The sequence below is a fragment of the Frigoribacterium sp. NPDC087798 genome, assembly GCF_044742985.1.
In the GTDB taxonomy this organism is placed as follows: domain Bacteria; phylum Actinomycetota; class Actinomycetes; order Actinomycetales; family Microbacteriaceae; genus Frigoribacterium.
This window is the reverse complement of sequence record NZ_JBIUVP010000001.1, coordinates 818,222-830,539: the sequence shown is the minus strand read 5'-3', so window position 1 is coordinate 830,539 and position 12,318 is coordinate 818,222. Positions and strand designations below refer to the sequence as shown.

13 protein-coding genes are annotated in these 12,318 nt (G+C 68.8%); 4 read left to right on the top strand and 9 right to left on the bottom strand.

Annotated features, from left to right (window positions below; all coding sequences use genetic code 11):
• Positions 1 to 85: 85 nt before the first annotated feature.
• From ACIOSR_RS03850 to rfbB, 3 genes are read right to left on the bottom strand one after another with little or no spacing between them, the layout of a single operon-like run.
• On the bottom strand, positions 86 to 1,225 hold the full coding sequence (locus ACIOSR_RS03850) for a glycosyltransferase family 4 protein (protein ID WP_402751871.1): 1,140 nt from the start codon (positions 1,223 to 1,225) through the stop codon (positions 86 to 88).
• Complete coding sequence (gene rfbD, locus ACIOSR_RS03845) at positions 1,200 to 2,090, bottom strand: dTDP-4-dehydrorhamnose reductase (protein ID WP_056046364.1); 891 nt, start codon at positions 2,088 to 2,090, stop codon at positions 1,200 to 1,202. The genes ACIOSR_RS03850 and rfbD overlap by 26 nt, the downstream gene beginning before the upstream one ends.
• Positions 2,090 to 3,073: a dTDP-glucose 4,6-dehydratase gene (gene rfbB, locus ACIOSR_RS03840; protein WP_402751870.1), complete on the bottom strand. Its 984-nt coding sequence runs from the start codon at positions 3,071 to 3,073 to the stop codon at positions 2,090 to 2,092. Before rfbB ends, rfbD begins: the two co-directional genes overlap by 1 nt.
• Positions 3,074 to 3,221: 148 nt before the next feature.
• Here rfbB and ACIOSR_RS03835 point away from each other — a divergent pair, with 148 nt between their 5' ends.
• The 4 genes from ACIOSR_RS03835 (at position 3,222) to rfbA (ending at position 5,920) form a co-directional block, all read left to right on the top strand.
• On the top strand, positions 3,222 to 4,112 hold the full coding sequence (locus ACIOSR_RS03835) for a D-alanyl-D-alanine carboxypeptidase family protein (RefSeq protein ID WP_402751869.1): 891 nt from the start codon (positions 3,222 to 3,224) through the stop codon (positions 4,110 to 4,112).
• A 15-nt stretch (positions 4,113 to 4,127) separates the two neighbouring features.
• Positions 4,128 to 4,358 carry a hypothetical protein gene (locus ACIOSR_RS03830; RefSeq protein ID WP_056046357.1) on the top strand — a complete coding sequence of 77 codons (231 nt, stop codon included), beginning with the start codon at positions 4,128 to 4,130 and terminating at the stop codon, positions 4,356 to 4,358.
• Between the two features lie 70 nt (positions 4,359 to 4,428).
• Entirely contained in the window at positions 4,429 to 5,055 is a 627-nt protein-coding gene (locus ACIOSR_RS03825; protein ID WP_056046354.1) for a dTDP-4-dehydrorhamnose 3,5-epimerase family protein, read from the top strand.
• Between the two features lies 1 nt (position 5,056).
• A complete protein-coding gene (gene rfbA / locus ACIOSR_RS03820; RefSeq protein ID WP_056046351.1) occupies positions 5,057 to 5,920 on the top strand; it encodes a glucose-1-phosphate thymidylyltransferase RfbA in 864 nt (287 codons plus the stop codon).
• A gap of 91 nt (positions 5,921 to 6,011) precedes the next feature.
• Here the strand turns inward: rfbA and ACIOSR_RS03815 are convergent, their stop codons facing one another.
• Genes ACIOSR_RS03815 through ACIOSR_RS03790 form a run of 6 tightly spaced genes read right to left on the bottom strand, consistent with a single transcriptional unit; the run spans position 6,012 to position 12,315 of the window.
• Entirely contained in the window at positions 6,012 to 6,971 is a 960-nt protein-coding gene (locus tag ACIOSR_RS03815; protein WP_402751868.1) for a hypothetical protein, read from the bottom strand.
• Positions 6,968 to 8,098, bottom strand: coding sequence for a glycosyltransferase family 2 protein (locus ACIOSR_RS03810; protein WP_402751867.1), 1,131 nt, complete (start codon positions 8,096 to 8,098; stop codon positions 6,968 to 6,970). Before ACIOSR_RS03810 ends, ACIOSR_RS03815 begins: the two co-directional genes overlap by 4 nt.
• A complete protein-coding gene (locus ACIOSR_RS03805; protein ID WP_192123171.1) occupies positions 8,095 to 8,997 on the bottom strand; it encodes a glycosyltransferase family 2 protein in 903 nt (300 codons plus the stop codon). The genes ACIOSR_RS03810 and ACIOSR_RS03805 overlap by 4 nt, the downstream gene beginning before the upstream one ends.
• Positions 8,994 to 10,079, bottom strand: coding sequence for a glycosyltransferase family 4 protein (locus ACIOSR_RS03800; RefSeq protein WP_402752201.1), 1,086 nt, complete (start codon positions 10,077 to 10,079; stop codon positions 8,994 to 8,996). The genes ACIOSR_RS03805 and ACIOSR_RS03800 overlap by 4 nt, the downstream gene beginning before the upstream one ends.
• Before the next feature lie 41 nt (positions 10,080 to 10,120).
• The gene (locus ACIOSR_RS03795; protein ID WP_402751866.1) at positions 10,121 to 11,365 is read right to left on the bottom strand and encodes an ABC transporter ATP-binding protein; all 1,245 of its coding nucleotides are present in this window, start codon (positions 11,363 to 11,365) and stop codon (positions 10,121 to 10,123) included.
• Between the two features lie 23 nt (positions 11,366 to 11,388).
• Positions 11,389 to 12,315, bottom strand: a complete 927-nt coding sequence (locus ACIOSR_RS03790; protein ID WP_192123173.1) for an ABC transporter permease — start codon at positions 12,313 to 12,315, stop codon at positions 11,389 to 11,391.
• Positions 12,316 to 12,318: the final 3 nt, after the last annotated feature.

Sequence of the window (12,318 nt, the reverse complement as noted above, 5' to 3'; positions counted from 1 at the left end):
AGCCGATCGGCGGAAGCCGACCGGGTGAGGAGGCGCCCCGCTGCCCCGCGGGTCACGCGCGTCGTGACCCTCGCCTCAGGGTTCCTCAGAGGTCGGCGTGCAGCTGCCACACCTTGTCGGCCGAGTCCCGCCAGCTGAAGGCGCGCGCTCGGTCGATCCCGGCGATGCCGAGACGGGTCGACAGTTCGACGTCGGAGACGACCTGGAACATGGCCTGGGCGAGACGCTCCGGGTACCCGGCGGAGTCTTCCCGCGGCACGCTGACGGCCGCGTCCGCTGCGACCTCGAGGAGGGCGGGGGCATCCGAGACGATGGTGGGCGTGCCCAGGCTGAACGCCTCGACGACGGGCAGCCCGAACCCCTCGGCGAGACTGGGGAACACGAAGACGGACGCGCGCTGCAACAGGACGGCGAGCTGCTCGTCCGACACGAAGCCCATCGTGCGGACCTTGTCGGCGGGGAGCCCTGCCGCGGCGACCAGGTCGGCCACCTTCAGGTCTCCCCATCCCTCGGGGCCGACGATCAGCAGAGGCAGGTCGGGGGCGTCGGGGTGTGCGAGGGCCCGGATGAGGGGCTCGAGGCCCTTGCGCGGTTCGAGGGTGCCGACGCTGAGGGCGTACCGTTCGGGAAGGTCCAGGGCATCGGCGACCTCGTCGGCGTCCGCGGGGACGGCGAGCTTGGGGCTCACGGCGCCGCCGATGACGCGCAGGCGGTCGCCGAAGGGGAACAGCTCGGAGAGCTCGCGAGCGACGCTGTGCGTCGGTACGACGACGCCGTCGGCGTGCTTGAAGGCCCGCTTGGTCATCGCCTTGTGCCAGCGGACGCCACGAGGGGTGAGGGTCTCGGGGTGGGTCCACGGCACCGTGTCGTGGATCGTGACGACGGTCTGCGTTCCCGGGTCGAGTGCGCGGTCGTGACGGTAGAGGGGAGCGAGCAGGCTGGTCGCGTGGACCATCCCCCGGCCGGGAAGGCCGACGACGCCGCCCTGCCACGCCAGCGACAACTCACGGCGACCGAGTGGCGACTTGGCGACACGGGACAGCCCCGGGAGCAGATCCGTCAACCGGTCGTAGTCGGCCTGTGGGTGGGCCGCCACGACACCCTCGACGTCGCAGCCGCGGGGGGCCGTCTCGACGAGGGCTCGGGTCAACTCTTCCGTGTAGCGCCCGATGCCTCCGGGGATGGGAGCCAGGATCTGGTCAACGACTACTCGCAGCGTGGTCATCGGTCTGCAACACTCCCCTGCTCGCGGCCTCGGCCAGCGCTTCTCTCCACGGACGCATGGGCGTCAAGCCGGCCCGTGCCCATGCGTCGTGGCCGAGGACGCTGTAGCTCGGTCTCGGTGCGGGACGGACGAAGGTGGAGCTGTCCGTCGGCAGGACCCTGGCCGGATCGAGTCCGGCTTCGTCGAAGACGGCCCGGGCGAACTCGAACCAGCTCGTACTGCCGGAGTTGGTGCCGTGGTACACGCCGGCCGGAGCGTCGGAGTCGAGCAGCGCGACGATCTGGGCCGCGAGGTCGGCCGTCCAGGTCGGCTGGCCGAGTTGGTCGTCGACGACCTTGACGGTGTCGTGCGATCCCGCGAGCTTGACCATCGTCTTCGCGAAGTTGCCCCCGTGGGCACCGTACAGCCACGCCGTGCGCACGATGAAGGTGCCCTCCGGGTTGGCGGCGAGGGCGAGCTTCTCTCCCTCGGCCTTGGTGCGGCCGTAGGCGCTGACCGGCGCGATCGTGGCGTCCTCGGCATAGGGCGATGCGGCGTCGCCGTCGAAGACGTAGTCGGTCGAGACCTGGACGAGCTTCGCCCCGACGGATGCCGTCGCCTCGGCCAGCAGACCGGCGGCGGTGCCGTTGACGGCCAATGCGGTTTCTTCGTCGGTCTCGGCCGCGTCCACGGCGGTGTACGCGGCGGCGTTGATGACGACGTCGTGTCCCTGGACGGCGGCGAAGACGGCATCCCGGTCGGTCACGTCGAGGTCGGCGCGGCCGAGGACCGTGACGTCTCGCCCGAAGAGCGCTTCGAGCAGGTCGGTGCCGAGCATGCCGCGGGCCCCGGTGACGAGGTACTTGGAGTTCTGGGCGGCGGCCATCAGAGGGCGGCGCGCTCTTTGAGCGGCTGCCACCACTCGCGGTTGTCGCGGTACCACTGGACGACGTCGGCGAGACCCTTCTCGAAGGGCACCTGGGGCTCGTAGCCGAGCTCGTCGCGGATCTTCGAGATGTCGACGGAGTACCTCAGGTCGTGGCCCAGACGGTCCTGGACGCGGTCGACGTAGGACCAGTCCTTGCCGGTCGCCTCGAGCAGCATCTCGGTGAGTTCTTTGTTGGTGAGCTCGGTGCCGCCGCCGATGTTGTAGATCTCTCCGGGGCGACCACCGACGAGCACCATGGCGATGCCACGGGTGTGGTCGTCGACGTGCAGCCAGTCGCGGATGTTGTTGCCCTCGCCGTAGAGCGGCACGTGGACGTCGTCGATCAGGTTCGTGACGAAGAGCGGGATGACCTTCTCGGGGAAGTGGTACGGGCCGTAGTTGTTGCTGCAGCGCGTGATGGAGACGTTGAGGCCGTGCGTGCGGTGGTAGCTGCGGGCGAGCAGGTCGCTTCCCGCCTTCGAGGCGGAGTAGGGCGAGTTGGGTTCGAGCGGACGGTCCTCGGCCCAGGAGCCCTCGGCGATGGAGCCGTAGACCTCGTCGGTCGAGACGTGCACGAAGCGCTTCAGGTCGTTGCGCAGGGCGGCGTCGAGCAGCTGCTGCGTTCCCAGCACGTTCGTCTCGACGAAGATCGAGGCGTCGCGGACCGAGCGGTCGACGTGGGATTCTGCGGCGAAGTGGACGACGGCGTCGACCTCGGGGAAGAGCGTGTCGAGCAGGGCGCCGTCACGGATGTCGCCCTTGACGAACGTGTAACGGGGGGAGTCGGCGACACTCACCAGGTTGGCCTCGTTGCCCGAGTAGGTTAGCGCGTCGAGGACGACGACCTCGGCCCCTTCGAGGCCCGGGTAGGCGTCTTCGAGCGTGCGGCGGACGAAGTTGGAGCCGATGAAGCCGGCTCCGCCGGTGACGAGGATTTTCACAGGTGTTCCTTGCAGGTCGGTCGCGGAAGAGTCGGTCGATCTTAGCCGACGGGGACGGCTGACCGAGTGGTCCGGAGACCCTCGACGCGGACGTGCCCCCTGCCTCTGGGGGTAGACCGATGGCAGGCCGGCGTGCAAACGTCGTTCCATGCGCCCTGATACCTCTGTGCCCTCGGCACGTGACCTGGGCCCCGTCCTCGGCCGCCGGGGGCTCCTGAGCCTCGCGGCCGTCGCCGGTGCGGGTGCCTCGGGACTGCTCTCGACCCAGTCCGGTCGGGCCGCCACGACGCTCGGCGAGACGTCCGACGGCGTCCAGACGATCGAGTCGGCTCTCGCGCAGGCCGCGACCCAGGCGTGGGGAGGCCAGGCCAACGGCCGCATCCCGTCGGGCCTCCTGGTCCCCGTGCCCGCGTCGGTCGGCGGATCGGGCTTCCTGCGGGACGACGCCGCTCGGCAGTACTTCGCGATGGGCCTCGCCTTCCAGGCGGCCGTCGGCCGTCCCCTGCAGATCACCGAGGGCTACCGCTCGTACGACCGTCAGGTCGACTACTGGAACCGCTACCAGGCGGGCACCGGCAACCTGGCCGCCTATCCGGGCACCTCGAACCACGGTTGGGGCATCTCCTGCGACTTCGGCGCCGGGGTCGACGCGGCGGGGTCGTCGGCGAAGCGGTGGATGGACGCGAACTGCGGGCGATACGGCTGGGCGCCGACGGGCAACACGTTCTCCCGGCCCGAGGCCTGGCACTTCGACTACGTGGCGGCGTACCCGGGTCCTGCATCGGCGGTCCGCGACACGTCCGGGCTCGTCGCGGTCCGCGTCCCGGAGTCCATGCCCGGGGTCGGGACGAGCTACACGGCTCTCCTGGGCATGCGGTCCTTGCGTCACTTCACCACGATCGGGCAGGTGAACGCCGTCCGAGCCGTCGGCATCCCCTACTTCGACGTGGTCTCCCGACGAGACTTCGAGGGCTTGCTCGACGCGATGTCCATCCCACGTTCTGCGCTCACGACCAACGCCGACTACTGGCGTCCCTGACCTCTAGGAGAAAACATGCTCGTCCTGCACTGCTACGACAACCTGCCCGAGGTCGGCCGGGGCTACGTCTGCGTCGTGGCGCCACGCATGCTGCGGCACGTGACCACCGAGTCGACGGTCACTGCCCTGCGTGCCGTCGGCATGGCACCACGAGACATCAACGGCCAGGGGTTCTACGACATCCTCGCGTCGTTGTCCATCCCACGCTCCGAGCTCAAGACCAACGCGGACTACTCGCGGCGGTGACCGGGGCTGCAGTGCGCGAGCCGCGATCGGCGCTTCCGTGCCCCGCGCCGGCTCTTGGTAAGCTGCCCCGGTGCAGATCCGCGAACTGAAGATCCCAGACAGCTACGAGATCACCCCGAAGCAGTTCGGTGACGACCGGGGCGTCTTCCTCGAGTGGTACCGCTTCGACAAGCTCGCCGAGGTGGTCGGGCACCCCGTCCAGCTTCGTCAAGCCAACACCTCCGTCTCGAAGCGCGGTGTCGTCCGAGGCATCCACTTCGCCGACGTCCCGCTCGGCCAGGCCAAGTACGTCACCGCGACGCATGGTGCGGTCCTCGACTACGTGATCGACATCCGGGTGGGCTCCGCCACCTACGGCCAATGGGACTCCGTGCTCCTCGACGACGTCGACCGGCGCGCCATCTACCTGTCCGAGGGCCTGGGGCACGCGTTCGTCGCGCTGACCGACGATGCGACGGTCAGCTACCTGGTCTCCGACACGTTCCACGCCGAGCGCGAACACGGGATCGACCCCCTCGACCCCGAGATCGGCCTCGTCTTCCCCGAGGGTGCCGGTGAGCCCCTGCTCTCACCGAAGGACACCTCTGCGCCGACGCTGGCCGAGGCGGCGGTCGCGGGGCTCCTGCCGACGTGGGACGACATGCGCGCCTACTATGCGTCCTTGGATGCGGCACACGCCGCCGGAGAGGGCGAATGACATGAAGGGCATCATCCTCGCCGGCGGGTCCGGCACGCGTCTCTGGCCGATCACCAAGGGCATCTCCAAGCAGCTCATGCCCATCTACGACAAGCCGATGGTCTACTACCCCTTGTCGACCCTGATGATGGCAGGCATCCACGAGGTGCTCGTCATCACCACGCCCGAGTACAACGACCAGTTCCGGGCACTGCTCGGCGACGGGTCGCAGCTGGGCATGACCATCGAGTACGCCGTTCAGCCATCGCCCGACGGCCTGGCCCAGGCATTCGTCATCGGCGAGGACTTCATCGGCGACGACAGCGTCGCCCTGGTCCTCGGCGACAACATCTTCCACGGCGTCGGACTCGGCTCGAACCTCAAGAAGAACGCCGACGTCCAGGGCGCGACGATCTTCGCCTACCACGTCGCCGATCCCAAGGCCTATGGGGTCGTCGAGTTCGACGAGGCGTTCAAGGCCGTCTCCATCGAGGAGAAGCCCCTGGCACCGAAGAGCAACTTCGCCGTCCCCGGTCTCTACTTCTACGACAACGCCGTCGTCGGGATCGCGAAGACCATCGAGCCGAGTGCTCGGGGAGAGCTCGAGATCTCGACCGTCAACGAGCGTTACCTCGAGGCCGGCGAACTGCAGGTACAGGTCCTCGACCGCGGCACCGCGTGGCTCGACACCGGCACCTTCGAGTCGATGATGCAGGCGTCCGAATACGTCAGGGTGATCGAGGATCGCCAGGGTCACAAGATCGGCTGCATCGAGGAGATCGCCTGGCGCAACGGGTGGATCGACGACGAGCACCTGGCCGCGTTGGCTGCTCCGCTCGCCAAGAGCGGATACGGTCTCTACTTGCAGAAGCTCCTCGCCGACTGACGTCGGCTCGCCGACCACCGACGACACGAGACCGACCGGAGGGTTCCGGTCGGTCTCGTGTCGTCGGTCGTCGTGTGGCCGGCCTCACGCCTCAGCTGGCTCGAGACGGAGCCGCTCCACCTGACCGGAGCCGACCGTCGCCCCAGCCGGACCGACGGACGCTGCCCACGACGTAGGCCGGTCCCACCTGTCGTTGGAAATGGTAGAAGACGTCCTTCAAGGGTTTGAGGGCGTGGTACTGGTTCAACTCCTCGGACACGAGGCTGATGTCGGTACGCGCCTTGACGACACGCCAGCCCTTGGCGTGTGCGAAGAACGACATCCACTGATCCTCGAGGAACGCGAACCGGCGGGGGAGGCGAGCGAAGAACGCGTCGTCCGACACCAGTTCGCAGTCGTACACCGTGCCGCCCGTGCCGGCGTGGTCGGCGGGGGAGCCCGGAGCGATCTCGGCGCGGGCCCAGTACGATCCGTGCTGACTGAAGGCCCACCAGGAGACCACGGATCGGGACTCGTAGTCCGCCAGGAGATCCGTGACGAAACGGGATGAGACGTCCTGGTCGTCGTCCAACATCACGACCGGTCCGCGGTACCCGGCGTTCCACAACAGACGGGCGGCGACGAAGCGGGCGAGACCGCCGATGTTCACCGGGCTCTGGACCAGATCCACGCTGACCAGGCTCCCGGTCGCGGCGCCACGGACGGCTTCTGCGTAGCGAGCCGCGTCGGCCGCGTTGTTGTTCCACAGGAGGAGGCGGACCGGACGCTCGGCGTCGAGTGCCGCTAGCATGTCGAGCACGTGAGGCAGCCGGTCCGGTCGGTTCCACAGGCACATGACCATCGGGATGCCGGCCGAGTCGGGGCGGCCCCAGGCGCCACTGCTCGACACCGAGACGCCCGTTTGCAGGAACTCGCCGATGACGGCCTGCCAACGGCTGTCTCGTCGTCGTTCGGCCGCCACGCGTGCGGATCGGAGGCCACGGTCGTAGACGCGCTCGACGCGCAGCATCCGGGCGACCGCTCGGGACGCGCGGCGGAACCGACGGTTCATCTCGTGCGTCGGGTTCGTTCGCGGACTCCGTCGACGAGCTTGACGATCCGGCGGTTCTTCATCGCCTCGACCTCCGCACGCGTGCGAGCGAGCTCGTCCTCCAACCCGGCGGCGTGTCGACGGAGTCGAGCGGCCTCGTCATCGGCGTCCGACAGGGCCTGCGCGGCCTGGTCGAGCCGCGCCTCCTGCCGGGAGATCTGTTCGTCGCGGCCGACGAGCGAACGGCCGAGCCCGCCGAGGTACCGGTCGACCGGCTCGGTGAACGGGACGTCGGGCGGGTAGGGGCCGGAGGGCGGCACCACCGCGAGGAACTCGACGAGCGAGCGATCGAGGCGGAACGGACCCTCGGCGGCCTCGGCATCCGTCACGTGCCGGGCGGCGTAGTAGGACAGGAGCGTGCCGTCGAGCAGGCGACGGTAGTCGCGCATGCCGTGGTGATTGGGACTGGGGGTCAGATGAGGGCTGGCGAGGTACCCGAGTCCTGCGCTCTCGACCTTGCGCCGGAACTGCGTCCAGGAGCGCCACGGAAGGTGGAGCACCTCGAGTTCGAGCCCCTGCGCAGGTGCACCTGTGCTGGCGATGCTCACCACGTGGTTGCCCTGTGCGACGGTGACGTCGGCGTCGGCGACGTGGACCGCGTTGGTGGTCGGCTGGGCGAGCACGCCGACCGCCCGGAGTTCGTCGTTGGTGCGTTCGTCACGCCACACGAGCCGGTCGATGCCGGGACCGTCGAGCGCGACGGGCCCGACCATGTTGACGACCGGCACCGAGAACGAGCCCAGGCCGGTGTCGAGTCGCGCGAACACGTCGGCCAACCGCAGCGAGCGGTCCCGGGGGATCAGGAACTCGTCGGCGTCGGCGTTGACGACCCAGTCGGCACCGTGGACGGTCGCGGCTTCTCGGGCCATGCGCGTCACGACGGCACCCTGTTGTTTCCGGTGCTCGGGGTCGTGGTGCAGGACGATCGTTCCTGCGGCCTCGAATTCGGTGAGGATCTCTGTGGTGCCGTCGGTCGAGGCGTTGTCGGTGACGATGATCACGTCGACGCCCTGAGCCACGTGGTAATCGACCCATCGGCGGATGATGTCCGCCTCGTCGCGGACCATGGCGGTGACTGCCAGCGTCATCGTTTTCCCGTCGGGTTCGGGGTGGACGCCCGGCGGGGGAGCCCGCCGAGCCGGAAGCGAGCCTCGAGAGCGACGCGGAGTGCGGCGCGGACGGGCCAGAGGTACCACGCGCGGTACTTCGACGCGAGGAAACGGTAGGCGCTGCGGTGGTGCTCACGTCGCATCGCGTCCGACGACTCGCGCGTCGAGTGGGCGCCGACGTGGACGACGGTGGCGGCGGGCTCGTAGACGCTCCGGCGGCCGGAGAGGCCGATGCGATAGCCCAGGTCGACGTCTTCGAAGTACATGAAGTAGCGCTCGTCGAACCCTCCCAACTCGTCGAACACGTCGCGACGCACGAGTAGGCAGGCACCGGAGAGCCAGCCGGTGTCGCGCCGGGCCTCGTGCTCGCCTTCGCGCCGGTACGAGCGAGACCAGGGGTTCGTCGGCCAGAGGTTCGCGAACAGCGCGTGACCGAGGCCCGTTCGCAACGAGGGGATCTGTCGAGCGGAGGGGTAGGGCTCACCGTCGGCTTCGACGATCGCCGGGCCGACCGCGGCGATGTCGTCGCCGGAGCGGAGGGTGTCGAGCAGGACGTCGACGACGCCGGGGGCGAGGACGACGTCGGGATTCGAGATCAGGACGTGGTGGACCGAACTCGGCAGGTGGGTGACGGCCCGGTTGACCGCCGTGCCGTAGCCGCGATTCGCCCCGACCTCGACGAAACGACCACCGGCGCCCTCGGTCGTCGTCCGGGCCGCGTCGACGTCGTTCGACGCGTTGTCGGCGACGACCAGACGGGTCGGCTCCGCCGAGGCGGACTCGGTCGACGCGAGGAAAGCGCTCAGGTAGCGGCCGGAGTTGTAGCTGACCGTGACGATCGCCACGGTGGGCTCGTCGGAACGGGTGGGGGTGGTCATGGTGTCGTGTAGGCCTCGTCGTGCGCGAGCGCGCACCGCGCCCAGGTGAAGAGTGTGGCACGTTCTCGTGCCAGGGCACCGAGGCGGGACCGCTCGTCGGGTGAGGAGAGCAACGCCGACAACGCCGTCCTGAGCGAGGTGACGGTCGCCTCGGCGTAGGCGACGGCGTCGCCACCGACCTCGGGCAGAGCCGTCGACCGCGTCGTCAGGACGGCGGCGCCCGTAGCCATCGCCTCGAGCACGGGCAACCCGAACCCTTCGCCCGTGCTGGGGTACGCCACGACGCTCGCCCCGCCCAGGAAGGCGGAGAGGTCGTCGAGGGGGAGGTAGCCGAGGTGCCGGAGCGCTGCTCCGGGACGGTTGCCCGCCTCGGTCAAGGTCCGCGCGGCGTCCGCGTCCCAGCCCAGACCACCGGCGACGAGGAGCGGAGGAGCGTCGGGCCCGAGGAGGCGGTGGGCCTCGATGAGGGACGGCACGCTCTTGCGGGGTTCCACCGTCCCGAGGAAGGCGATCCACCCCGGGTCGGTCGTCAGCCCGTTCACCTCGGCGAACGCCCGGACCTGGTCGGTCGACGGAGCGTGGAAGACCGCCCGGTCGACCCCGTGGTGCGCGACGACGACGGGTGCCCTCGACGGGCCGACGTGACGGTCGAGTTCGGCCGCCGTGCTGGCGCTGGGCACGACGACCGCTCGTGCCCAACGTCGAGCAGCCTTCGTCCACACGGAGAAGAAACGCCGCTTGCCCGTGGAGTGGTCGCCGGGGCTGCCGAAGAAGGTCGCGTCGTGCAGGGTGACCACCGTGCGTCGGCTGAGGACAATCGGGAACGTGTAGTGGGGCGAGTGGAGGGTCTGGACGCCGAGGCGGTGGGCCAGGACCGGGAGGGCGATCTGTTCCCAGGCGAGCCGCATCGGCCGACGGGACACCAGCGACGGCGCCACGACGTAGCGGTGGGTCGGTGCCTGCTCGCGGAGCCAGTCGAGATCGTCGGGCTTGACCACGACCGTGACGACCGTTCCCGTCTCGCCGAGACCCGTCAGGAGCCCGGCGATGTATCGCGCGACGCCGCCCTTGGTCGGAGGGATGGACGTCGCGTCGAGCAGGACCGTCCCCGGGCCGCGTCCGCTCAGGATTCGAGCTCTCGGACGGTGGCCGGGATGCGGACGACACCGGCCGCGTACTCGTCGTCGGCCATGACGAACCGCGCGGCCTGACGCTGGATGGCGATGTGTGACCCGTCGGCCGCGGCGAGGAAGCTGTGGACGAAGTAGGGCCCGCCTCCGAACTGGATGTCGTCGAGGCGGTACTCGACGCTGGCCGTCCCGTCGAGGGGGGCGTGTCGGAGACCCATCCGACGACTGTCGGTTCCGTAGACCTGCGTGCCCAGGTTCGTCTCGATCTTGAACCCCGAATGCCACGTCGGCAGGGGCGTGCTGTGACTGTAGTGCATGCGGACCACGAGGGTGTCTCCGGGCTGAAGCTCTTCGCCGGCGGCGCGTCCCTCGACGAAGACCTCGGTCGCGGTGACGCGGCCGGGAGCCGCCTCGACCTCGGGTTCGGCGGCTTCTGCCTCGGCGATTCGCCGACCCTCGAGGATGTCGCGGAAGTTCTTGACCGCGTCCGCTGCCGACCCGGCGAACTTGACCTCGCCTCGGGAGAGGACGACCGCCCGGTCGCAGAGCTCTTGCACCTGCCCGAGCGAGTGGCTGACGAGGATGATCGTGCGGCCCTGTCGCTGGAACTCGCGGATCTTGTCGAGGCATTTGCGTTGGAAGGCTTCGTCACCGACGGCCAGCACCTCGTCGACGAGCAGGACGTCGGGATCGGTGTGGATGGCGACCGCGAAGGCGAGCCGCACGTACATGCCGGACGAATAGAACTTGACCTGGGTGTCGATGAAGTCGCCGATGCCCGAGAAGGCGAGGATGTCGTCGAAGCGGTCCTCGGTCTCGGCCTGGCTGAGACCCAGGATGGAGGCGTTCAGGAAGACGTTCTCCCGGCCGGTCAGGTCGGGGTGGAAGCCGGCGCCCAACTCGAGCAGGGCGGCGAGTCGACCACGACGTTTGATCGACCCGGACGTGGGCTCGATGATGCCGCCGATGGCTTTCAGCAGGGTGCTCTTGCCGGAGCCGTTGGGGCCGAGGAGACCGATGGTGCTGCCGGCGGGGATCTCGAGCGAGACGTCCTTCAACGCCCAGAACTCCTCGCTGTGCCGACGACCGGCGCGTCCGAGGGTGACGAGACGCTCTTTCAGCGAGTTGTCCTTGCGGATGACGAACTTCTTCGACACGTTCTCGATCGACACCACGGTGGGCGAGCCGGCGGGGGAATCGGGTGAGGCCAGAGGGGTCGACAACTGATCGGTGCTCATGGGTGCGGGACGTCCGTTCGGGTCTAGAGCTCTTGGGCGAAGTTGCCCTGCAGGCGGGCGAAGACGCGGTGGAACGCGTACACGAGCACCAGCCCGATCAAGGCGGCGACGCCCATGCGCAGCAACAGGTCGGCCGGGTACGACGAGTCGTCGCCGGCGATCCAGAAGGCACGGTGGAATCCGAGCACCGCGAGGGTGATCGGATTGTCGGTGTAGAGACCGAGCAGCCATTCACGGCCACCCGTCAGGGCGTTCGAGACCATCGTCCAGGCGTAGACGATGGGCGATGCCCACATCGCGAGCATCAACAACACCTCGACCAGGTACTGCATGTCGCGCAGGTAGACGTTCAAGGCGGCGAGCAGGAGTCCGAACGCCGTGCCATAGATCAGGATGAGGAGCACCGACGGGAAGAAGTACAGGATGTCGAGGTGCGCCGGGAAGCTGCCCGTGACGATCGTGGCCCCGATCAGTACGACCATCTGGATGCCGAAGTTGAACAGGGCCGAGCCGATGCTCGCCAGGGGGTAGATCTCTCGAGGCGTGTAGACCTTCTTGATCAGGCCACCGTTGCTGACGATCGACGACGTCGAGCCCGCGATGATCTCACTGAACAAGCCGTAGATCGTGAGGCCAGAGAAGATGTAGACCGCGAATTCGGGGATGTTGCGCGCGGCGCCGAGGATCTGCCCGAGGACGACGTAGTAGATGATCAGCTGGGTGATGGGGCGGATGAGGGTCCAGAGGAACCCCAGCGCGCTGTCCTTGTAGCGCGACTTGAGGTCGCGTCGGATCAGCAGGTCGAGGAGCTGCCGGTGCGAGTAGATCTCACGCACGATGCCGAAGGTGCCGCCGAAGACCTTCGACGGCTGGCCCGCGACGACCATGGGCTCTTTCGCGAGGCGCTCGAAGCGCTCGCCCGACGTACTGCTCGGTGTCGTGGTGGTCATGGG